19 protein-coding genes are annotated in these 22681 nt (G+C 62.4%); 13 read left to right on the top strand and 6 right to left on the bottom strand.

The genetic code is table 11. The features are described from left to right. Positions 1 to 119: 119 nt before the first annotated feature. Complete coding sequence (locus tag ACJJVH_RS28335) at positions 120 to 1412, top strand: NCS2 family permease (protein ID WP_112795184.1); 1293 nt, start codon at positions 120 to 122, stop codon at positions 1410 to 1412. Positions 1413 to 1707: 295 nt separating this feature from the next. On the opposite strand, the gene ACJJVH_RS28330 is transcribed toward ACJJVH_RS28335, so the two are convergent. Beyond that, on the bottom strand, positions 1708 to 2193 hold the full coding sequence (locus ACJJVH_RS28330; RefSeq protein ID WP_112795183.1) for an ureidoglycolate lyase: 486 nt from the start codon (positions 2191 to 2193) through the stop codon (positions 1708 to 1710). A 651-nt stretch (positions 2194 to 2844) separates the two neighbouring features. On the opposite strand from ACJJVH_RS28330, the gene uraH reads away from it, so the two are divergent. Genes uraH through xdhC form a run of 4 tightly spaced genes read left to right on the top strand, consistent with a single transcriptional unit; the run spans position 2845 to position 7909 of the window. Continuing rightward, positions 2845 to 3210 carry a hydroxyisourate hydrolase gene (uraH, locus tag ACJJVH_RS28325; protein WP_113405383.1) on the top strand — a complete coding sequence of 122 codons (366 nt, stop codon included), beginning with the start codon at positions 2845 to 2847 and terminating at the stop codon, positions 3208 to 3210. Positions 3211 to 3213: 3 nt separating this feature from the next. Then, positions 3214 to 4698 (top strand): xanthine dehydrogenase small subunit, encoded by a 1485-nt coding sequence (xdhA, locus tag ACJJVH_RS28320; RefSeq protein WP_412066765.1) that lies wholly within the window; start codon positions 3214 to 3216, stop codon positions 4696 to 4698. 3 nt (positions 4699 to 4701) lie between these two features. Next, entirely contained in the window at positions 4702 to 7056 is a 2355-nt protein-coding gene (gene xdhB, locus ACJJVH_RS28315) for a xanthine dehydrogenase molybdopterin binding subunit (RefSeq protein ID WP_412066764.1), read from the top strand. Between the two features lie 4 nt (positions 7057 to 7060). Then, the gene (gene xdhC, locus ACJJVH_RS28310; RefSeq protein WP_112795178.1) at positions 7061 to 7909 is read left to right on the top strand and encodes a xanthine dehydrogenase accessory protein XdhC; all 849 of its coding nucleotides are present in this window, start codon (positions 7061 to 7063) and stop codon (positions 7907 to 7909) included. A gap of 129 nt (positions 7910 to 8038) precedes the next feature. On the opposite strand, the gene ACJJVH_RS28305 is transcribed toward xdhC, so the two are convergent. The 3 genes from ACJJVH_RS28305 to ACJJVH_RS28295 all read right to left on the bottom strand — a co-directional run bounded on the left by ACJJVH_RS28305 (position 8039) and on the right by ACJJVH_RS28295 (position 9754). Continuing rightward, complete coding sequence (locus tag ACJJVH_RS28305) at positions 8039 to 8479, bottom strand: PIN domain-containing protein (RefSeq protein ID WP_412066938.1); 441 nt, start codon at positions 8477 to 8479, stop codon at positions 8039 to 8041. Between the two features lie 2 nt (positions 8480 to 8481). Then, positions 8482 to 8733, bottom strand: a complete 252-nt coding sequence (locus ACJJVH_RS28300; protein ID WP_113422184.1) for a type II toxin-antitoxin system Phd/YefM family antitoxin — start codon at positions 8731 to 8733, stop codon at positions 8482 to 8484. A 64-nt stretch (positions 8734 to 8797) separates the two neighbouring features. Continuing rightward, complete coding sequence (locus tag ACJJVH_RS28295; RefSeq protein ID WP_113422185.1) at positions 8798 to 9754, bottom strand: LysR family transcriptional regulator; 957 nt, start codon at positions 9752 to 9754, stop codon at positions 8798 to 8800. Positions 9755 to 9909: 155 nt separating this feature from the next. Between ACJJVH_RS28295 and ACJJVH_RS28290 the strand changes: the two genes are divergently transcribed. Both ACJJVH_RS28290 and guaD read left to right on the top strand, forming a co-directional pair. Beyond that, positions 9910 to 11151, top strand: coding sequence for a urate hydroxylase PuuD (locus ACJJVH_RS28290; protein ID WP_412066763.1), 1242 nt, complete (start codon positions 9910 to 9912; stop codon positions 11149 to 11151). Next, entirely contained in the window at positions 11148 to 12485 is a 1338-nt protein-coding gene (gene guaD / locus ACJJVH_RS28285; protein ID WP_412066762.1) for a guanine deaminase, read from the top strand. The genes ACJJVH_RS28290 and guaD overlap by 4 nt, the downstream gene beginning before the upstream one ends. 103 nt (positions 12486 to 12588) lie before the next feature. Here guaD and bhcR read toward each other — a convergent pair whose 3' ends face one another. Continuing rightward, positions 12589 to 13416, bottom strand: coding sequence for an HTH-type transcriptional regulator BhcR (gene bhcR / locus ACJJVH_RS28280; RefSeq protein ID WP_412066761.1), 828 nt, complete (start codon positions 13414 to 13416; stop codon positions 12589 to 12591). 191 nt (positions 13417 to 13607) lie between these two features. Here bhcR and gcl point away from each other — a divergent pair, with 191 nt between their 5' ends. The 5 genes from gcl to ACJJVH_RS28255 all read left to right on the top strand — a co-directional run bounded on the left by gcl (position 13608) and on the right by ACJJVH_RS28255 (position 20382). Continuing rightward, positions 13608 to 15392 carry a glyoxylate carboligase gene (gene gcl / locus ACJJVH_RS28275; RefSeq protein WP_412066760.1) on the top strand — a complete coding sequence of 595 codons (1785 nt, stop codon included), beginning with the start codon at positions 13608 to 13610 and terminating at the stop codon, positions 15390 to 15392. 12 nt (positions 15393 to 15404) lie between these two features. Next, a complete protein-coding gene (hyi, locus tag ACJJVH_RS28270; RefSeq protein ID WP_412066759.1) occupies positions 15405 to 16220 on the top strand; it encodes a hydroxypyruvate isomerase in 816 nt (271 codons plus the stop codon). A gap of 5 nt (positions 16221 to 16225) precedes the next feature. Further along, complete coding sequence (locus ACJJVH_RS28265; RefSeq protein WP_112795170.1) at positions 16226 to 17110, top strand: 2-hydroxy-3-oxopropionate reductase; 885 nt, start codon at positions 16226 to 16228, stop codon at positions 17108 to 17110. Positions 17111 to 17143: 33 nt separating this feature from the next. Beyond that, positions 17144 to 18412, top strand: a complete 1269-nt coding sequence (locus tag ACJJVH_RS28260) for a glycerate kinase (protein ID WP_412066758.1) — start codon at positions 17144 to 17146, stop codon at positions 18410 to 18412. Positions 18413 to 18753: 341 nt separating this feature from the next. Further along, the gene (locus ACJJVH_RS28255) at positions 18754 to 20382 is read left to right on the top strand and encodes an MFS transporter (RefSeq protein ID WP_113358520.1); all 1629 of its coding nucleotides are present in this window, start codon (positions 18754 to 18756) and stop codon (positions 20380 to 20382) included. 61 nt (positions 20383 to 20443) lie between these two features. Here ACJJVH_RS28255 and ACJJVH_RS28250 read toward each other — a convergent pair whose 3' ends face one another. After that, positions 20444 to 21253 (bottom strand): AraC family transcriptional regulator, encoded by an 810-nt coding sequence (locus ACJJVH_RS28250; protein WP_412066757.1) that lies wholly within the window; start codon positions 21251 to 21253, stop codon positions 20444 to 20446. 94 nt (positions 21254 to 21347) lie between these two features. Between ACJJVH_RS28250 and ACJJVH_RS28245 the strand changes: the two genes are divergently transcribed. Then, on the top strand, positions 21348 to 22544 hold the full coding sequence (locus tag ACJJVH_RS28245; protein ID WP_112795166.1) for an MFS transporter: 1197 nt from the start codon (positions 21348 to 21350) through the stop codon (positions 22542 to 22544). Positions 22545 to 22681: the final 137 nt, after the last annotated feature.

The following is a 22681-nucleotide window of genomic DNA, read 5'->3' as shown; positions in this document are numbered from 1 at the left end:
AAAGCGCACAATCCCCCCTCGCTGCGAAGCGTTTACAGGCGCTTCCCGCAACCCGCATCGGAGGAGATGCAGGCAAGCCCCATGAGGTCACGAGCGCCTGAAGCGCTTAGGGAGGAACAATGCTTGAACGAATTTTCAAACTGAGTGAGCACGGCACGTCCGTCCGCACCGAAGTCATCGCGGGCGTGACGACGTTTCTGACGATGTCCTATATCATCTTCGTCAATCCGGACATTCTGTCGACGACAGGCATGGACCGCAATGCGATCTTCGTCGCCACCTGTCTTGCCGCCGCATTGGGCTCCATGATCATGGGCCTCGTCGCCAACTGGCCGATCGGGATGGCGCCCGGCATGGGGCTCAATGCCTTCTTCGCCTTCACGGTCGTCGCGGCACTCGGCTTCACATGGCAGCAGGCGCTTGGCGCGGTCTTCATTTCCGGCGGCATTTTCGTCCTGCTGACGGTCACAGGCGTACGCAGCTGGCTCATTGCTGGAATTCCACACTCGCTTCGCAGCGCGATCGCCGCCGGTATCGGCCTGTTTCTGGCCATCATCGCGCTCAAGAGCGCCGGTGTCGTCGTTGCCAACAAGGCGACGCTGATCGGACTGGGCGACCTGAGGCAGACCGGCACCCTTCTCGCGATCTTCGGCTTCTTCGTCATCGCCGCTCTCGATGCATTGAAGGTAAAGGGCTCGATCCTGATCGGCATTCTCGCCGTCACCGTCCTCTCCTGGATCTTCGGCGTCAGCGAATTCCACGGCATCGTCTCGGCCCCACCCTCGATCATGCCGACCTTCCTGCAGCTCGATATCGTCGGCGCTCTGCATGGCGGCCTTGTCCATATCATCCTCGTCTTCGTGCTTGTGGAGGTTTTCGACGCCACCGGAACGCTGATCGGCGTCGCCAAGCGCGCAAAACTCATCGAGGAAGGGAAGCCGAACCGCCTGAGCCGCGCCCTGCTCGCCGACAGTGCCGCCATCGTCGCCGGCTCGCTGATGGGCACCAGCAGCACGACGGCCTATGTCGAGAGCGCCTCGGGCGTTCAGGCTGGAGGCCGTACCGGTCTGACGGCATTCACGATCGCCGTGCTTTTCCTGGCTTCGCTCTTCATTTCGCCGCTCGCCGCCTCCGTGCCGGCCTATGCGACGGCGCCGGCCCTGCTCTATGTCGCCGGCCTGATGATGCGCGAACTGACGGAAATCGAATGGGATGACCTGACCGAAGCAGCACCGGCGGCGCTGACCGCGCTTGCCATGCCCTTTACCTATTCGATCGCCAACGGCCTTGCCTTCGGCTTCATCAGCTATGTCGTCCTGAAGGTTTTCACCGGTCGCTGGTCGACGCTGCATTTGGCGACGCAAATCGTCGCCGCCCTGTTCATCGTGCGTTTCGCCTTCTTCGCGGACTAGAGACTTTCCGCTTTTCGTCGAATCGCGAACACGCTGCATCCTTCTGTTCGTACACAATTCCGAACGGAAAGCCGCCAGGCGCTGTTGCCGGAATTGCCCCGGCAGCGCCGCCGATCCATGGCCCGGGTCATTCGACAGAATGTCCCGGGCCTTTCTGGTTCTTGCGGGGCGGCATCCCTTCATATCGTACAGACAACGCATCGGATGAAAGCCGGAGCGCTGCCCTGATGGAAACAGATCGAGGGGCGCTGCGGCCGCGGCGCCCCTCTTGCCATTTGGACCGGCTCCGATCCGCTCAGCGGATCAGGAAGGGCTCTTCGAAGAAATGCTCTTCCAGATTCACGCCTTTGCCGCCGCGATCGACCACGATGAAGTCGGAGATGCCGTCAAGCGGCGTCAGGATGCCATGCCAGACATTGCGCCAGATATTGACGCCCTGCCCCGGCTTCGTGCGGAACGCCAGCGGCTTGCCCGGACCATTCTCCGTCTCCTCGGCCGCGACCACCAGGAACGGATTGCTCGTCAGCGGGACGAACGCCTGGCTGCCGAGAGGATGCCGCTCCACCATCCGCAGCTCCAGCGGCAGAGCATAGGGTTCGCCGCGCAGCCAGCTGATCATCGTTCGTGCCTCCTCGCCGATGGCCTCGACCTTGGCGAGGTCATGATAGCGAACGCATTTCCCGGCATTGATGGGATAGCTTTGCGCCCCGTCGATTTCGATCACGTCGCCGAAGGGGGCGAATGCGGCTTTGGTCAGCGGCTGAATCTCGATCACTTTCATCCATGGTCTCCCGTTTGCGTTCTTCGACGTTGCCCCATTCCGCGTTCGGCGACATGTTGGCGAGGTTCAATGCGTGGGCTGCAACGCGGCCAGCAGGGCTCAACCGGAGCGCAAAGTGCGCTCCGCCCGGCCGGCAGCCTTGGCCGCTTCCATATTTCGATCGTTGCCCTTGCTGGGCCTGAAATCTTTACGCCCCGTCCACGCTGCATTTCGCCAATGTCGCGTCAGGAAAATCGGACCTCATGATCCGGCGGGGTTCTGTATCCGGGAATGCACACGTTCATTTCTTCCCGCCTGCGAATTCGGCGAAGACCGGATTTCCGATAGATGTCTGCCCGGGCATTTCCGAAATCCGCCAGGCACAGTGGCTTACCGGCGCGACATTCGCCCGCGCCTGCAGTCTGAACGAATATTACGCCTATCCCTGCCGCTCAGCCTTTGAAGGGCTGCCGGCGGCGGCTGGGTCCATGCATGTCAAGGCGATATCGCATGAAACGCTCCTCCAAACGTTTTCGATGGCAGATTTCTAGCCGCAAATCACGCGCGCCATTCCCCTTGGAAATTTTGAAAGTCTCGAACGATCCCGCTGCTTTTCAGTGGAATGGACCTGTCGGATAGTAGAGGCAGGAGTGCTACGTTCGGGAGAAAAACATGCAGTCTGATTTGCGGAGAGCCGGGCGGCTCACGACCCATGTGTTGGATACGGCGCTCGGCAAGCCGGCCCAGGGCCTGCGCATCGATCTCTACCGGATCGACGGCGAAGCCCCGCAGCTCCTGACGTCCACCGAGACCAACGACGACGGCCGCTGCGACGCGCCGCTGCTCTCGGGCGAAACCATGAAAGCCGGCACCTACGAGCTGCGCTTCCACGCCGGCGACTATCTGGGCCGCACGAGCGAAGCTCCCATGTTCCTGGACATCATCCCGATCCGCTTCGGCCTCGCCGACGAGGGCGCGCACTACCATGTGCCGCTGCTGCTCTCGCCTTATAGCTATTCTACCTATCGGGGGAGCTGAACGATGACCGCTACGACAATCCGTTCGGAACTGCGTTTCATCCTCAATGGCCAGGACGTCAGGCTCACCGACGTCGCGCCCGACTTGACCCTGCTCGACTGGCTGCGCCTCTCCCGGTCGCTGAAGGGCACGAAGGAAGGCTGTGCCGAAGGCGACTGCGGCGCCTGCACGGTGCTGGTCGGCCGGCTGTCGCCGTCGAATGGCCTGGTCTATGAAAGCGTCAATGCCTGCATACGCTTCCTCGGCTCGCTGGACGGCTGCCATGTCGTCACCGTCGAGCACCTTGCAGGTGGCGACGACCGCTTGCATCCCGTGCAACAGGCGATGGTCGACTTTCACGGCTCGCAATGCGGCTTCTGCACGCCGGGCTTCGTCATGTCGCTCTATGGCCTGTGGATGCAGACGCCGAACCCCACGGATCAGCAGATCGAAACGGCGCTTCAGGGCAACCTCTGTCGCTGCACCGGCTACGAACCGATTCTGCGCGCCGCCCGCTCCATTTCCAGCTATGGCGGAACGCAGAACGATCCCCTGCTTGTCGAGCGCGAAACGATGATCGCGCGGCTCAAGGCCCTGGGCGACGGTGCACGCGTAGAGATCGGCGGGGAACGCCAGCGGCTGATCGTGCCCGCCAGCCTCGATGATTTCGCCTCGGTTCTCGAGGCGTCGCCGACTGCAACCGTGGTTGCCGGCTCCACCGATGTCGGCCTATGGGTCACAAAGCACATGCGCGACATCACGCCGGTCGTCTTCATCGCCGGGCTTCGGGAATTGAAGTCTGTCACCGTAGCGGACGGCGTCGTCAGCATCGGCGCCGGCGTGACCTATTCGGAAGCGATCGCGACGCTTTCGCAGCATATTCCAGAGCTCGGCCCGCTGATTGCCCGCATCGGCGGCCAGCAGGTCCGCAACATGGGCACGATCGGCGGCAACATCGCCAACGGCTCGCCGATCGGCGACACGCCGCCGGCGCTGATCGCGCTCGGAGCATCGCTGACCTTGCGCAAGGGTACGATCCGACGCACCATTCCGCTGCAAGACTTCTTCATCGCCTACGGCAAGCAGGACCGCCAGCCCGGCGAATTCGTGGAAGCCGTGCATATTCCGATTCCGGCTGCGGGCGAAAATTTCGCCGTCTACAAGGTAACGAAGCGCCGGGACGAAGATATCACGGCGACGCTCGGCGCCTTCCGTCTGGCACTCGCCGCCGACGGCACGGTCGCCGCGATCCGGATTGCCTATGGCGGCATGGCCGCAACGCCGAAACGCGCTCTTGCCGTGGAAAATGCGCTGCTCGGCCAGCCCTGGAATGAAAAGACCGTGGAGGCGGCGATGGCAAAATACGCCGAGGACTACGCCCCGCTATCCGACATGCGCGCCACCGCGGAATATCGCGCGCTCGCAGCCAGGAACCTTCTGCTGCGTTTCTACCTGGAAACGACGTCCAGTGCGGCACCCGCCCAGGTGTCCAGATATGAGGCTGCGTGAGCCATGAACAAGCACACTTCAGACATCAAGGCCGAAACCATCGTTGGTGGCGTTCATTCCAGTCCGCGCCATGATTCCGCGCACAAGCATGTCTCCGGCGCCGCCGTCTATATAGACGACATCCCCGAGCCCGCCGGCACCCTGCACGCCGGTCTTGGCCTGTCGACCGTGGCGCACGGCATCCTGAAGTCCGTCGATCTTGCCGCCGTGCGCGCCGCTCCCGGCGTCGTTGCCGTCCTGACCCACGAGGACGTGCCCGGCGTCAACGACATCTCGCCATCCAACATGCATGACGACCCGGTGCTTGCCGCCGACAAGGTCGAGTTTCACGGCCAGCCGATCTTCTGCGTGATCGCCGAAACGCGCGAACAGGCCCGCCGCGCCGCACGGCTGGCAAAGATCGAATACGAGGAATTGCCCGCCGATATCGACATCTGGGATCTCGATGTTTCGACGCATCGGCAAGTCGTCACGCCGCTGACGCTGAAGCGCGGCGATGCGGCTGCCAATCTTGCGAGCGCTCCCCGGCGCGTGACGGGCCGCATGCGGCTCGGCGGACAGGACCATTTCTATCTCGAAGGCCAGATTTCGCTTGCCGTTCCCGGCGAGGACGACGAGGTCGCCGTCTATTGCTCGACCCAGGGCCCGAGCGAGACGCAGCACATGGTTGCCCATGCGCTCGGCATATCCAGCAATGCCGTGACGATCGAGGTTCGCCGCATGGGCGGCGGCTTCGGCGGCAAGGAAACGCAGGCCAACCAATGTGCCGCCATAGCCGCCATCGCTGCCAAGAAGCTGAAACGCGCCGTAAAAGTCCGGCTTGACCGCGACGAGGACATGGTCGCCACCGGCAAGCGGCACGATTTCGCCATCGACTACGATATCGGCTTCGACGACGAGGGCCGCATCCTCGCGATCGATTACACCTTCGCGCTTCGTGCCGGATTTTCCGCCGATCTTTCCGGCCCCGTCGGCGACCGCGCGCTGTTTCACTGCGACAATGCCTATTTCTTTCCGCACGTTCACGCGAAGTCGGCGCCGCTATATACCAATACCGTCTCCAACACGGCTTTTCGCGGCTTCGGCGGACCGCAGGGGATGGTGGGCGCCGAACGCGTCATCGACGAGGTGGCCTTTGCCGTCGGCAAGGACCCGCTCGAAATCCGCAAGCTGAACTTTTATGACGCGATGGGCGTCGACGGCGCACGCAATCTTACCCCCTATCACCAGAAGGTCGAGGATTGCATCATCCAGCGCATCGTCGCCGAACTGGAGGAAAGCGCCGATTATGCCGGACGCCGCAAGGCCATCGCCGAATTCAATGCGAAAAGCCGCATCGTCAAGCGCGGCATCGCGCTGACGCCCGTAAAATTCGGCATTTCCTTCACCAAGACCGAATCCAACCAGGCCGGCGCTCTCGTCCACGTCTACAGCGACGGTTCCGTGCACATGAACCATGGCGGCACGGAGATGGGGCAGGGCCTGCATCTGAAGGTGGCGCAAGTCGTGGCGGAAGAATTCCAGATCGATCTCGACCGGGTGAAGATCACCGCAACGACCACCGCCAAGGTGCCGAACACCTCGCCGACCGCAGCGTCCTCGGGTGCCGATCTCAACGGCATGGCCGCACAGAACGCCGCGCGCCAGATCAAGGACCGGCTGATCGCCTTTGCGGCGGAAAGCCATCAGGTGCCGCGCGAGCAGATCGTTTTCCTGCCCAACCGCGTGCGGATCGGCGATACCGAGATGTCCTTCGACGATCTCATCAAAAAGGCCTATATGGCGCGCATCCAGCTCTCCGCCGCAGGCTTCTACAAGACGCCGAAGATCCACTGGGACCGTTCCAAGGGCCGCGGCCACGCCTTTTACTACTATGCTTACGGCGCGGCCTGCTCGGAGGTGTCGATCGACACGCTGACCGGCGAATATGTTGTCGAACGCACGGATATTCTGCACGATACCGGCCGTTCGCTGAACAGGGCCATCGATATCGGCCAGGTCGAGGGCGGCTTCATCCAGGGCATGGGCTGGCTGACGACGGAAGAGCTTTGGTGGGATGGCAAGGGGCGCCTGAGAACGCATGCGCCCTCGACATACAAGATCCCGCTTGCATCCGACCGGCCAAAGATTTTCAATGTAGCCTTGACCGACTGGTCGGAGGCCTATGAGCCGACCATCCATCGTTCCAAGGCGGTCGGCGAACCGCCGCTGCCACTCGGCCTTGCCGTCCTGCACGCTCTTTCGGATGCCGTGGCGAGCGTCGCCGACCACAAGATCTGCCCGCGTCTCGACGCGCCGGCAACGCCAGAGCGGGTCCTGATGGCGGTCGAGCGCCTGAAGGCGATGCACAAGGAGTGAAGTCATGCCCGCCGCGCGCGAGGACATTCGGGATTTTCTACGCCGCGAACCGGCGTCGATCCTCGTCGAGGTGACAGGGGTCGCAGGTTCCGCGCCGCGCGATACGGATGCCTGGATGCTGGTGTCGGAACGGGCAATCTTCGCGACGATCGGCGGCGGCCAGCTCGAATATATGGCGATAGACCAGGCGCGCCGGGCCTTGCGTTCCGGCCTTGCGGCGGAGCCGATGAACGTGCCGCTCGGCCCGGAGATCGGACAATGCTGCGGCGGCCGGGTGGGGCTTGCCTTTACGGCGCTCAACCCGGAGCTTGCGAACGGCCTCGTCGCCCGCAGCGATCGGGAAATGGCGGCGCGGCCTCATGTCTATGTTTTCGGCGCCGGCCATGTCGGCGATGCGCTCGCCATGGCGCTTTCGCTCGCGCCGCTGCGCGTCGTGCTGGTGGACACGCGCGAAGAAGAGCTGACCGCCTCCAACGTGCCGCGTATCGAGACCTGTTTGACCGCCATGCCGGAAGCGGTCGTGCGCGACGCGCCGGCAGGCAGCAGCTTCGTGATCCTCACCCACGACCACGCGCTTGATTTCCTCATCACTGCCGAAGCGCTCAAGCGCGCGGATGCCGCCTATGTCGGCATGATCGGCTCGAAGACCAAACGCGCCACGTTCCGCAACTGGCTGTCGCGGGAGACCGGCCAGGCGGATCTTTTCGACCGTCTCATCTGCCCGATCGGCGGAACGGCGGTGAAAGACAAGCGCCCGACCGTCATCGCGACCCTTGCCGCCGCCGAGATCATGACGGCGGCGCTGAGCTGGGCGTCAGACCGGGCAAGGCTTGCCGGAGCCGTCGGCCGCTAGGGCAACTCCAGGAAAAGTGCGCAGCTGTTTTCCGTCCGGAATTGTATAAAAACAAAAGGATAGATCCTCCGAAACCACTCCCCGGTAATCTTGCTTGCCGTAGTCCCACGCAGGCTTCCGAAAAACCTGTTATTGGACAACGGGTAACTGCTTCAGGGGATTGGCGAGCGGCACGCCAAGCGGCTCGAAATGGCGCTCGTTGGCCGTCAGGACGGTGAGGCCATGCGCAGCAGCGGTCGCGGCGATGGCAATGTCCTCAAAGCCGGGGTCGTGAGCGCGCGCCCGGTCAAGCATCAGGCCAGCGTGTCTTGCCTCTTCAATTCCGAACGACAGGATGCGGCCGGCATAGAAATGTTCCACTGCTGCAAGCCAGCGGCGTAAATGCTCCGCCTTCGTCGTCGCCCCGATCCGGACGGCACGGGCGATGCCGGCCTCGATCTCGGCTATGGTGATTGCCGAAAGATAAAGCCGGTCACTATTGGCGCGCATCCAAGCCGCGAACGCGTCGGCGCCGACCTGGCGCTTGGTCGGCGCATCGGCCGACACGATATTGGTGTCCAGAAGATACAAGATCAAAAGCCATTTTCACGCAACGCACGGGCGGGCTTCCGCGATCGTTGCGGAATATCCGCCGGCTCGCCGGGAAAGGCCAAAAGCAGGTCGGCGAAATCAGGTACTTTGGAAACCCGTTGCCATTCTTCGAAGGAAACCAGCACGGCTTCCTTCCGGCCATGGCGGGTAATAACCGTCGGCTCACCGGCCACGGCTTGATCGACCACAGCGGAAAGCGTCGCCTTTGCATCCTTGAGCTGGATTTCCTTCATGCCGCGCCTCCATATGACCATCGGTAGTCATATATGATCTCGTCCGGTTTGAATCAAGCGGAGATCAACCTGCGGCCTCGGATCGCGACGCTGCGGCCACCGGCTCGTCTTCCAGCAGCTTGCCGATCAGTCGCTGACATCGCTCCGCCATGAAGTCGATCATGAGGCGGACCTTCGGATCCTGGAAGCGCTTGTGCGGATAGATGGCGGCGAGCTGAACGGGCGCCGGCGGACTTTCCTTCAGAATTTCCACCAGCCGGCCCTCCGTGAGATAGGCCTTTACCTCGAATAGCGGCTTGTTGATGATGCCGCGGTCTTCCAGCGCCCATTGCGTGAGCACATCGCCGTCATCGCTGTCGTAAGGGCCGGCCACCTCGAATTTGCGAGGGCCTTCAGCCGTCATCAGCGTCCAGAAATATTCCTTCGAGCCGGGATAGCGCAGCAGAAGACAGTCGTGCTTGTCGGCGATCAAGGCGTCCGCACCTGACGGCACGCCGCGGCGCGCGAGATAGGCCGGCGAAGCGCAGAGCACCCGCTCGCAATTGAGGATGCCGCGCATGCGCAGATTCGAATCCTCCAGCACGCCGAGCTTGAACGCGACGTCGACCCCTTCGGCAAGAATATCGACATTGTGATCCGACAGACGGACGCGCACTTCGATATCCGGATACTTGTCGTGGAATTCCGGAATGCCCGATGCGATCAGCCTGCGGCCGATGCCGAGCGGCGCGGTGATCCTGAGCGATCCCTTCGGGTTGCGCGAGAGATCGGCGATCGCCGCCTCCGCCTCATTGACAGCCTCGATGATCTTCACCGCCTTCTCGTAGAAGACGCGGCCGTGCTCGGTCGGCGAGAGCTTGCGCGTCGTCCGGTTGAATAGACGCACGCCGAGATGACGCTCAAGTTCCTTGATGCGATTGCTCGCAACCGCAGGCGTGACACGCTGGTCGCGCCCTGCTGCCGAAAGAGTACCGAGTTCGACCACGCGAACGAAGACACGCACGTTATCAAGATAGGACATGACCCCTTCTATCACATCGGCGTGAGGAACAAACCGGGGTGCATCTTATAGATTTTTTTGAAAGTGTTGCGGATTCACCGGGATTTCCGAGAAAATCGAGCGATGGCAAACAATCCGGTAAAGATCGGGCCCGTAAAATTCGGGAGGGAGTTCCCATGTATGAATACGCCATCGCCTGGGACTGGCTGACATTTGCCGTCCGCTGGCTGCACGTCATTACGGCGATTGCCTGGATCGGCTCGTCATTCTATTTCGTCGCGCTCGACCTGGGCCTGAAAAAACATCCGGCCTTGCCACCGGGCGCCTATGGCGAGGAATGGCAGGTTCATGGCGGCGGCTTCTACCATATTCAGAAATACCTGGTGGCGCCGGCCAACATGCCGGACCATCTCGTCTGGTTCAAATGGGAAAGCTACGTCACCTGGCTATCCGGCTTCGGCATGCTGTGTCTCGTCTACTATGCCGGCGCCGACCTCTACATGATCGACCCGGCCGTGCTCGACGTCTCCAAGCCGGTGGCGATCGGCATTTCGCTGGCCTCGATCGCCGGCGGCTGGATCATGTACGACCTGATCTGCAAGTCGCCCTTCGGCAACGACAATACGCGGCTGATGGTGGCGCTGTACTTCATTCTGGTGGCGGTGGCCTGGGGCTATACGCATCTGTTTACCGGCCGCGCCGCCTTCCTGCATCTCGGCGCCTTTACCGCGACGATCATGTCGGCCAACGTGTTCTTCATCATCATTCCGAACCAGAAGATCGTCGTCGCCGACCTCCTCGCCGGCCGCAAGCCAGATCCGAAATACGGCAGGATCGCCAAGCAGCGTTCGACGCACAACAATTACCTGACGCTGCCGGTGCTGTTTCTGATGCTGTCGAACCACTATCCGCTGGCATTCGGCACGCAGTTCAACTGGATCATCGCCTCGCTGGTCTTCCTGATGGGCGTCACCATCCGCCACTGGTTCAACACCCGCCACGCCGATGCCGGCAAACCGACCTGGACCTGGATCGTCACCGTGGTCCTCTTCATCGTCATCATGTGGCTCTCCACCGTGCCGAAGGTCCTCACGGGAGAACCGGCCGAGCCCAAGCTCTCCGCCACGCAGCAGCCCTTCGTCACGGCCGAGGCCTTTCCCAAGGTTCGCGATACCATCATGGGGCGCTGTTCCATGTGCCATGCGAAGGAACCGAGCTGGGAGGGCATCATCGCGCCTCCGAAGGGCGTGATGTTCGAGACCGACCGCGATATCGCCGCCCATGCCCGCGAGATCTATCTGCAGGCCGGCCGCAGCCATGCCATGCCGCCGGCCAACGCTTCGCATATCACCGACGAGGAGCGCCGCCTGCTCGTCTCCTGGTACGAGAGCGCCGTCAACGGGGAGAAGACCCAATGAACGAAGTTCTGATCCGTGGCCGTGTGCTGACCTTCCTGGCCGAACCGCAAGGCATCGATGATGCCGCCTCCTATCGCTATATCGAAGACGGTGCGGTTTTCGTTCGCGATGGAAAGATCGTCGAGATCGGCGCCTACGGCGACATCCTCAAACTGGCGCGCTCCGACACCAGGATCGCCGATCATCGTCCGAACCTCATCCTGCCCGGCTTCATCGACACGCACCTGCACTTCCCGCAGACGCAGGCGATCGCCTCCTATGGCGCCCAGCTGCTCGAATGGCTGAACACCTATATTTTCGTCGAGGAACAGAAGTTCGCCCGCGCCGCTCATGCGGCCGAAGTGGCCGACCGTTTCATGGACGAGCTCCTGTCGAACGGCACGACGACGGCGGTTGCCTATTGCTCGGTCCACCCCGAAAGCGTCGACGCCTATTTCGCAGCGGCGGAAGCGCGCGGCATGTGCATGATCGGCGGCAAGGTGATGATGGATCGCAACGCGCCGGACGCGTTGCGCGATACGCCGCAGCAGGGTTACGACGAGACGAAGCGGCTGATTGCCAAATGGCATGGCCGCGGCCGCGCGCATTATGCGATCAGCCCGCGCTTTGCCATCACCTCGACGCCCGAGCAGATGGAGATGAGCACGGCGCTCGTAGCCGAACATCCGGACTGCTACGTCCAGACCCATCTTTCCGAAAATCGCGACGAGATCGCCTTTGCCACCTCGCTTTATCCCGAAGCGACGGACTATACGGATATCTACGCCCGCTATGGCCTGCTGAACGATCGCATGCTGCTCGGTCATTGCATCCATATGAGCGAACGGGAAGTTGCCGTGCTGGCCGAAACCGGCGCGGTCGGCGTCTTCTGTCCGACGTCGAACCTCTTTCTTGGCTCGGGGCTCTTCAACGCCGCGAAATTCGACAGGCTAGGCGCGCGCTGGTCGGTTGCGACGGACGTCGGCGCCGGCACCAGCTTTTCCATGCTTGAGACCATGGATGAGGCCTACAAGGTGCTGCATCTGCAGGGACAGCGGCTGACGCCGTTCAATTCCTTCTATCGCATGACGCGCGGCAATGCGCTCGCGCTCGGCCTCGAAAGGCGGATCGGATCGCTGCAGGCGGGAGCGGATGCCGATATCGTCGTGCTCGATTCCAGCGCCAAGTCGGCAATGGAATTCCGCATGCGCACGGCAACCTCGCTGGCCGAGGAGCTTTTCATCCTCCAGACCATGGGTGACGACCGCTGCGTCGCCGAGGTCTATGTCGCCGGCAAGGCCATGAAGACGGAGAAGCCGCAAACTGCGGCACGCGAATCCCTGCAACTCGCCTGATCAAACAATGCCGCGATTCGTCGGCGCCGTTTCCGGATGGAAAGGGGCGCCGGCAGCCTATCCGAGAACGCCTTTCATCAGAACCGGTCATTCGCGAAGCCGTTCAGAAACGCCTTGCCTTCCCGCCCATTGCCTTCGTCAATTCCTCCGCGGCTGCTCTTACGACGGGGCCGAGCGCCGCGACCCTCTCGTCCGGCAACCGCACCGCCGGGCCTGAGATGGAAATCCCTGCAACGGCCTCGCCGTATTCATCAAAAATCGGCGCCGCCACGCATCTCATGCCGAGCGTGTGTTCCTCATCGTCGATCGACCAGCCTCTTGACCGTATTCTGGCAATATCCTCCAGCAGCGAGGAAATCGTATCGCAGGTCCTATCGGTGAAATGCTGCAGCACGCGACCGCCGAGCACCGCCTCGATCCGGCTATCCGGCCATGTCGAAATGATCGCCTTGCCGATGCCGGAAGCATGGATCGGCCCGCGCCGGCCCGGGCGGAAAAAAGCGCGCATCGGCGCATGGCTTTCCGCCTGCGAGATGAACACGACGTCGCCATCGTCCTCGATGGCGATATTGGCGGTTTCACCGGACTCTTCCATCAACTGCTTCAGGAAAGGCCGGCTGATCGTGCCGAGCTTGCGGAAGCGCAGGTAGGCCGTTCCGATCTCGAACGCTTTGACCCCGATCGTCCAGGCGCCGGTCTCGCCGTCATGCGTCACCATGCCGTGCTGGGCAAGGGAGGTCAGCAGACGATGGACGGTAGACGGCGCCATGGCGGATCTGTCGGCCAGATCGGTCAGCACCGCGCCGTCGGCTTCGGCCACCAGCTCCAGTAACTTCAAACTGCGATCGAGCACCTGCACGGACGAAGCCGCCGCATTCTCGGCAGGCTTTCGGCCCGCCCTCCCCCTCGTCTTTTCCCGATTGTTCGCCATGATGCCCACTTTTGACTGGAAAGCGCCGTGCATTTTGGCTCGGCGCCTGTGCCTCATCCCATATCCGCTTCGCATCGATTGTTCCAGTTTCGTTGAAAATGTTTATTTCCACATAGTGGGATTAATTTCCATTTTATGATTGCGCCCATCGATGCATGCGCTACCTTCACGTCAGAAACGGAGGAAGTCCCATGGCAAAGATGCGAGCAGTCGATGCCGCAGTGCTGGTTCTGGAAAAGGAAGGCGTCAGCTGCGCCTTCGGTGTTCCGGGCGCTGCGATCAACCCCTTCTACTCGGCAATGAAGGCGCGCGGCTCGATCCGCCATGTGCTTGCCCGCCATGTCGAGGGCGCAAGCCATATGGCCGAGGGCTACACCCGCGCCCGGGCCGGCAATATCGGCGTCTGCATCGGAACGTCGGGCCCGGCCGGCACCGATATGATCACCGGCCTCTATTCGGCCTCCGCCGATTCGATCCCGATCCTCTGCATTACCGGGCAGGCGCCGCGGGCGCGGCTCGACAAGGAGGATTTCCAGGCGGTCGATATTGCAAAGATCGCTGCGCCCGTCACCAAATGGGCCGTGACCGTCATGGAGCCGGCGTTGGTCCCTTACGTCTTCCAGAAGGCGTTCCATACGATGCGCTCCGGCCGTCCCGGCCCGGTGCTGGTCGATCTGCCTGTCGACGTCCAGCTCGCCGAAATAGAGTTCGACATCGAGACTTACGCCTCGCTCGAACCCTATAAGCCGTCGGCAACGAGGGCGCAGGCCGAAAGGGCGCTCGCCATGCTGAACGCGGCCGAGCGGCCGCTCATCGTCGCAGGCGGCGGCATCGTCAACGCCGACGCTTCCGACCTGCTGGTCGAATTCGCCGAGATCACCGGCGTTCCGGTCATTCCGACGCTGATGGGCTGGGGCACGATCCCGGACGATCACCCGCTGATGGCCGGCATGTGCGGCCTGCAGACTTCGCATCGCTACGGCAACGCGACGCTGCTCGCTTCCGACTTCGTCTTTGGCATCGGCAACCGCTGGGCCAATCGCCACACCGGAAATGTCTCCACCTATACCGAGGGCCGGACCTTCGTGCATGTCGATATCGAGCCGACCCAGATCGGCCGGGTCTTCGCACCGGATTTCGGCATCGTTTCGGACGCCGGCGCCGCACTGAAGCTCTTCCTCGATGTTGCAACGGAATGGAAGACCGCCGGTAAGCTGCGCGACTGGTCGGCCTGGGCGGAGGAAAGCCGCGAGCGCAAGCGCACCATGCTGCGCAAGACGCATTTCGACCAGACGCCGCTGAAGCCCCAGCGCGTCTACGAGGAAATGAACAAGGCCTTCGACCGCGACACCTGCTACGTCTCCACCATCGGCCTCAGCCAGATCGCCGGCGCGCAGTTCCTGCATGTCTACAAGCCGCGCAACTGGATCAATTGCGGTCAGGCGGGCCCCCTCGGTTGGACGCTGCCGGCAGCACTCGGCGTGCGTGCCGCCGATCCCGACCGTCCGATCGTTGCGCTGTCCGGCGACTACGACTTCCAGTTCCTCATCGAGGAGCTTGCGGTCGGCGCACAGCACAAGCTGCCTTACCTGCATGTGGTCGTGAACAATTCCTATCTCGGCCTCATTCGCCAGGCGCAGCGCGGCTTCAACATGGATTTCGAGGTCAGCCTCGCCTTCGACAACATCAACGCATCAGGCGACGCGGAACCGGGCTACGGCGTGGACCATGTCGCGGTTGCCGAGGGTCTCGGCTGCAAGGCGATCCGCGTTCGCAGCCCGAACGAATTCCAGGAGGCATTCGCCACGGCCCAGAAGCTGATGAAGGAACATCAGGTTCCCGTCGTCATCGAGTTCATTCTCGAACGCGTCACCAACATCGCCATGGGCGCCGACATCAATGCCGTGGTCGAGTTCGAGGACCTTGCCGAGCGCGGCGAGGATGCCCCGACCGCGATCCTCGCCCTGCTGGATTGAAGGAGAGATATCATGCCGAGATTTGCGGCCAATCTGACCATGCTTTTCAACGAAGCGCCCTTTCCGGAGCGCTTCGCACTCGCCGCCAAGGCGGGCTTCGAGGGCGTCGAGTATCTTTTTCCCTATGACTTCGACAAGGATGCACTTCGTACCGAGCTCGATCGTCACGGCCTGACCCAGGTGCTTCACAATCTGCCGGCCGGCGACTGGGCCGGCGGCGAACGCGGCATCGCGATCCTGCCCGATCGCATCGACGAATTCCGTCGCGGCGTCGCCTCCGCGATCGATTACGCAACGACGCTTGGCTGCAGCCAAGTCAACTGCCTCGCCGGCATCGCGCCATCGGGCATGTCCGACGAGACATTGCGGACCACCTTCGTCGTCAATCTCAGATATGCCGCAGCCGAACTCGGCAAGCACGGCATCCGCCTGCTGATCGAACCGATCAATCGCTTCGACATTCCGGGCTTCTACCTCAATACCCCTGACCAGGCAGCCTCGATCATCGCCGAAGTCGGCGGCGACAACCTGTTCATTCAATACGATCTCTACCACCAGCAGCGTACCGAGGGCGAACTGATCGGCACGTTCAAGAAGCATCAGGCGCAGATCGCCCATGTGCAGCTTGCCGACAATCCGGGCCGCAACGAACCGGGCACCGGCGAAATCGCCTATCCCTTTATCTTCAATGCGCTCGATGCGCTCGGCTACGAGGGCTGGATCGGTTGCGAATACAAGCCGCGAACCACGACGGAAGCGGGGCTCGGCTGGTTTGCCGCAGCCGGCCGCCACGGCGAAAGCGCAGCCATTCTCAATATCAGGAGCTAAGAACCATGGCACATATCGGATTTATCGGCCTCGGCATCATGGGGACACCCATGGCGCGTCACCTGCAGGATGCCGGCCACACCGTCATTACATCCAGGTTTTCCATTTCGCCACGCCAGGAACTGCTCGACAACGGACTCCAGTTCGCCGAGACGCCGAAGGCGCTCGCCGAAACGGTCGATACGATCATCCTGATGCTGCCGGACACGCCGGAGGTCAAGGATGTGCTCTTCGGCGAAAACGGAGTTGCCTATGGCCTGTCGAAAGGCAAGCTCGTCATCGACATGAGCTCGATTTCGCCGATCGAGACCAAGGAATTCGCCAGGAAGATTCGCGAGACCGGCGCCGAGTATATCGACGCGCCCGTCTCCGGCGGAGAGGTCGGCGCCAAAGGCGCCTCGCTCTCCATCATGGCCGGCGGTTCGGAGGCAAGCTTCGAGCGGGCGCTGCCGCTCTTCCAGCTGATGGGCAAGAACATCACGCTCGTCGGCGATTGCGGCGACGGCCAGGTGACAAAGGTCGCCAACCAGATCATCGTCGCACTGACGATCGAGGCCGTGTCCGAGGCGCTCGTCTTTGCCTCCAAGGCCGGAGCCGATCCGGCCCGCGTGCGCTCGGCGCTGATGGGCGGCTTCGCCTCCTCCCGCATCCTCGAAGTCCATGGCGAGCGCATGATCAAGCGCACGTTCGAGCCCGGTTTCCGCATCTCCCTGCATCAGAAGGATTTGAACCTTGCCTTGCAGGGTGCCAGGGCGCTCGGCGTCTCGCTGCCCAACACGGCAGCGACGCAGGAGCTTTTCAATCAATGCGCCGCCAATGGCGACAGCGGGCTCGATCACTCCGGCCTCGTCAAGGCGCTGGAGCGCATGGCGAACCATCCTGTCGCCTGAAGCATTTCCAAATCCTGAAATGTGAGAAACCCGATGCCGAGCATTGCCGATCCCCGCGCCTTTCTGGAAAAGCTCTTCTATGCAGCCGTCGCTGCCGCCGATCCGGACAAGGCGCTCGCCGCCCATCTGCCGGAGAAGCCGAAGGGCCGGACGGTGGTGGTCGGCGCCGGCAAGGGCGCGGCACAGATGGCGCGTGCCTTCGAGCGTCTGTGGGACGCGCCGCTTTCCGGCGTCGTCGTTACACGCTACGGCTATGCCGTGCCATGCGAGCGCATCGAAATCCTGGAGGCGGCCCATCCCGTGCCGGATGAAAGCGGTCTGCGCGCGTCCGACCGGCTGATGGCGGCCGTCAGAGGGCTGACGAAAGACGATCTGGTCGTAGCGCTGATTTGCGGCGGCGGATCGGCATTGCTACCGGCCCCCGCTGGCGATCTCACGCTTGCCGACGAGATTGCCGTCAACCGGGCGCTGCTTGCCTCCGGTGCGCCGATCAGCGCCATGAATGCGGTACGAAAGCAGGTCTCGCGCATCAAGGGCGGACAGTTGGCCGAACTGGCCTATCCGGCCCGTGTCGTCTCTCTCGTCGTTTCCGACATTCCGGGAGACAATCCCGCCCTCGTCGCCTCCGGGCCGACCATTGCCGACGCGGCGACACGCGTCGATGCGCTCGAGATCATCGATCGCTATCGGCTCGACCTGCCGGAAGCCGTCATGTGCCATCTCAAGAATGGCGAAGACGAACCGCCGCTGCCGTCAGACCCCCGTTTCGTCCGCAACGAGGTGAAACTCGTCGCCTCGGCCGCCATTGCGCTGGAGGCGGCGGCCGATGTTGCGCGCCACGCCGGCGTCGAGCCCATGATTCTTTCCGACGCAATCGAAGGCGAAGCATCCGCGGTCGGCCGGGAGCATGCGTCGATCGCGGCAAAGATCGCACATCGCGGCCTCGCATCGAAGAACCCCGTGCTTGTGCTGTCAGGCGGCGAGACGACCGTGACGATCAACGGCAAAGGCAAGGGCGGTCGCAACAGCGAGTTCCTGCTGTCCTTCGCCTGCGCCATATCCGGCCGTGAGGGCATTTTCGCGCTTGCCGCCGATACGGACGGCATCGACGGCTCCGAGGACAATGCCGGCGCCTTTGCCGACGGCACCACCGTGTCGCGCCTTGCCCACCAGAGGAAAAATGCGGCGGAATTCCTTGAGCGTAACGATAGCTGGTCGGCCTTCGCCGCTCTTGGCGACCTCTTCGTGAGCGGCCCGACCGGCACGAACGTCAACGACTTTCGCGCGATTCTCATCGGCTAGAATTTTCCAAATACATGCGGCGGCGACCTGTCGGAAAGGAGGCGCCGTCCGCCGCATGGCCGCTCCCGCAACGAGGATCCCTTCCATCCGGCCATATCGATCGCGTCGTTCACGGCGCGAAACCGGGACCGCCTTCGCAGTTGCCGGCACCGATAAGGATTCCAACAGTCGGCTGTGAAATGGAACGGATGATTTCGCGGTCATTACCGAGAATATTATTCCAAGATCGTTTCGGAAATTAGCAAATCACTATAGGCTTGTCATCGACTCGGCTGCGCATGGGCTTCGAGCGAGTTCGTTGCGCCCGTCGAGCAAGATATTTGCTGTGAAGAAAAGCCGACATGCCCAAAAGAACCTCTCCGCTCGTCGCGTTTCAGTCCAAAACCTTCCGCTCCCTCTGGTCGGCCACGCTCGTCTCCAATCTCGGCGGGCTGGTAGAAGGCGTCGGCGCGGCCTGGCTCATGACCAGCCTTGCCACATCCCACGGCATGGTGGCGCTGGTGCAGTCTTCCACCACCCTGCCTGTCATGATCTTCTCGCTCGCGGCCGGAGCGCTGGCGGACAACTACGATCGCAGGCGGATCATGCTGATCGCGCAGATGCTGATGCTGTGCGTCTCGGCAACGCTCGCGGTATTGTCCTACAGCAATGCCCTGACGCCCTGGCTGCTGCTGAGCCTTACATTCCTGATCGGCTGCGGCGGCGCCTTGCACAATCCGTCATGGCAAGCCTCGATGGGCGATGTCGTGCCGCGCGACCACCTGCCGGGCGCCGTCGCTCTCAACAGCATGAGCTACAATCTGATGCGCAGCATCGGCCCGGCGATCGGCGGCGTCATCGTCGCGGCAGCGGGCGCGGCCTTTGCGTTTCTCTTCAATGTCTTCTGCTATTTCGCACTCATTATCACATTGCTGCGGTGGAAAAAGGCGCCTGCCAGCAACATGCTGCCGCGCGAGCCTTTCGGCAGCGCCATGTCTGCCGGATTCCGCTATGTCCTGATGTCGCCCAACCTGCTCAAGGTCATGTGCCGCGGCTTCGTCTTCGGCCTGACCGCGATCGTCATCCTGGCCCTGCTGCCGCTGGTCGCGCGCGATCATGTGCATGGCACCGCAATTACCTACGGCATCATGCTCGGCTTCTTCGGGTTCGGCGCGATCTGCGGCGCGCTGCTGATCGGGCGCATCCGCGATCTCCTGAGCAACGAATGGGTCATTCGCGGCGCATTCTTCACGCTCGCGGTCAGCTGCTTCTTCCTGGCATTGAGCCATCAGGTATGGCTGAGCTGTCTTCTCCTCATGCCCGCCGGCGTCGCCTGGGTGCAAGCTTTCTCGCTATTCAATGTGACCGTACAGCTTTCCACGCCACGCTGGGTCGTCGGCCGCGCCCTGTCGCTCTATCAGACCGCCACTTTCGGAGGCATGGCGGCCGGAAGCTGGCTCTGGGGCGAACTGGCCGATGCCCATGGCGTGACCGGTGCCCTGTTCATCGCAAGCGCAACCCTGGTGATAGGCGGCCTGCTTGGGGTGCTGCTGCGCCAGCCGGACTTCGAATCCCTCAACCTCGACCCGACGAACACGTTCAGCGAACCGCAGCTGCAGCTTGACCTGCGTTCCAGAAGCGGTCCGATCCTGGTCATGGTGGATTACAACATCGATCAGGAAGACGTGCCCGAATTCCTGGCGGTCATGGCCCAGCGGCGCAGGATGCGAATCCGGGATGGCGCGAAACAATGGTCGTTGTTGCGCGATCTGGAAAAGCCGAACACCTGGACGGAAAGCTACCATCTGCCGACATGGATAGACTATGTTCGCCACAGCCAGCGCCAGACGCATGCGGACGTCGAGGTGGCCGAGCACCTCGATGCGCTTCACCGCGGCGGTCAGGCGCCGGTCATCCACCACATGATCGAACGGCAGACGGTCCCCAGGCACGACGACATGCCACTGAAGCCCTATCTCGACGCGACATGACGGCGCCGCCCGATACCCTCTCGTGTTGGGCTACGCTCGGTTCGACGGCCCCGGCCGATCTTCATGGCTGAAGAACCGCGCCCGCTGAATCATTTCGCGCATGCTGGCGCGCCATTTCCCGCGGCGAACAGCCAAAAACCCGTTTGAACATGGTGGTAAAGGCCGCCGGGTTCTTGTAGCCGAGGTCGATTGCGATCGTCGTCACCGGCGCTCCCGCGACCAGCCTCGGAAGCGCGGCATGCAGGCACGCCAGCTCGCGCCACTTGACGAAGCTGAGGCCCGTCTCGAGGCGAAACATCCGGGTAAATGCGCGCCGGCTCATGCTCATATGGCTGGCCCACACGTCGATCGTATCATGCGTTGTCGGCTGACGCAGGAAATCCTGGCACTTCCGGGCGAGCATGCTGTTGCGCGGGATCGGCAGGGATAACGGCAGCGGCTTAAGCCTTGCCAGCTCGTGCAGAAGCAGCGTCATCAAGGCGCCGGCGCGATCGTTGACGTCATAGTCGACGGGAATATCCACCGCCTCGGCAATCAAAGTTCGCAGCAGCGGCGATATTTCGACGACCTGACAGCGATCCGGCATCGTTTCGATGGCCTGAGGCTGAATATAGACGCTGCGCATGCTGACATTGCCGAGCATCCGCACACTATGGATGACGCCGGGAGGAATCCACATGCCACGCTCCGGCGGCATGACCAGCGTGCCGTCCGGCGTGGTCACGACCACGACACCTGAAAACCCATACAGGAGCTGGGCGCGGCGATGCTGGTGCGGATCGACACGGTGTCCGTCTCTGTATTCGTTGCCGAGCGCGACAAGAGGCCGGTCGACATCGATGAATGGATCTATGCGGCTGTTCCTGACCATTCTGGCCCAGTCTCGTAGTAATTGCGCCTTATCGCGGTAGCGGGCGATTGCGTTTTCTAATATCAGCGCGGCGAATGATTTGAAAGTGAGAGCCATGAGCCAGGCCATGAACGCGCCACGCGCGGCCACAACAATCTACCCGGTCCTTCTGGTGGCCAGTCTCGGTCACTTCATCAACGACGTCACCCAGTCCCTGCTGCCGGCGAGCTATCCGGTGCTCAAGACGGGTTTCGATCTCAGCTTCGCGCAGCTCGGCGTGCTGACCTTCGTCTACCAGATCACGGCCTCGATCCTGCAGCCCTTCGTCGGCTGGTATACGGACGGACGGCCGCAGCCCTATTCGTTGCCGTTCGGCATGGCATGCAGCTGCACCGGCATGATCACGCTCGGAATGGCCTCGAATTATCCGACCCTGCTGATGGGTGCGATGCTGCTCGGCCTCGGTTCTTCCATCTTCCATCCAGAGGCATCCCGCATCGCGCGCCTGGCGTCCGGCGGAAAGCACGGATTTGCCCAGTCGCTGTTCCAGGTCGGCGGCAATTTCGGCACGTCGCTCGGGCCGCTGCTGGCCGCCTTTTTCATTCTTCCGCATGGTCAGCATGGAATGGCCGCGCTTGCGAGCCTGGCCTTCATCGGCATCCTCGTTCTCGGCGGGCTGGGCCGCTGGTATCAAGTAAACGGCGGGCATCTGCGCGCTCCGGCCAAGTCCGGCAAGCCGCACAAGGCGCTGAGCCTGTCGCGCGCCCGCGTCGGCCTTGCCATTGCCGTCCTGATCGCCTTGATTTTCTCCAAATATTTCTATCTGGCGAGCTTCACCAGCTACTACAATTTCTACCTGATGGCGCGGTTCGGCGTCAACGAACGGACGGCGCAGCTTTGCCAGTTCGTGTTCTTCGCCGCCGTCGCCGTCGGTACGATGGTCGGCGGTCCGGTTGGAGACCGCATCGGCCGAAAGAAGGTCATCTGGGGCTCCATCCTCGGCATCCTACCCTTCACCATCGTCCTGCCCCATGCCAATCTCGAAACGACGATCGTCCTCAGCGCGATCATCGGCACGGTCATCGCATCGGCCTTTTCGGCAATCGTCGTCTATGCGCAGGAGCTGCTGCCCGGCCGCGTGGGCATGGTCTCGGGCCTGTTCTTCGGCTTCGCCTTCGGCATGGGCGGCATCGGAGCGGCAGCGCTCGGCGTGCTTGCCGACCATACGAGCATCGAATTTGTCTTCGAGCTGTGCGCCTTCCTGCCGCTGATCGGGCTTTTGACCATCCTGCTGCCGAACGTGGAAAACTGAAGAACTAAAGACGCCCAAGGCATCGATACGGAAACGGCGACGCCTTGGGCCTGCTCGAATCGAGGCTTCGAGCCTCGATGCCGGACGTCAAGCGCCAGCTGGAGCTGGTTCCGTATTTCACGGAACCGCTCTCTCCT

This window comes from Rhizobium sp. SYY.PMSO (assembly GCF_046840415.1).
Taxonomy (GTDB): Bacteria; Pseudomonadota; Alphaproteobacteria; order Rhizobiales; family Rhizobiaceae; genus Rhizobium.
This window is presented reverse-complemented; position numbering and strand designations above follow the sequence as displayed.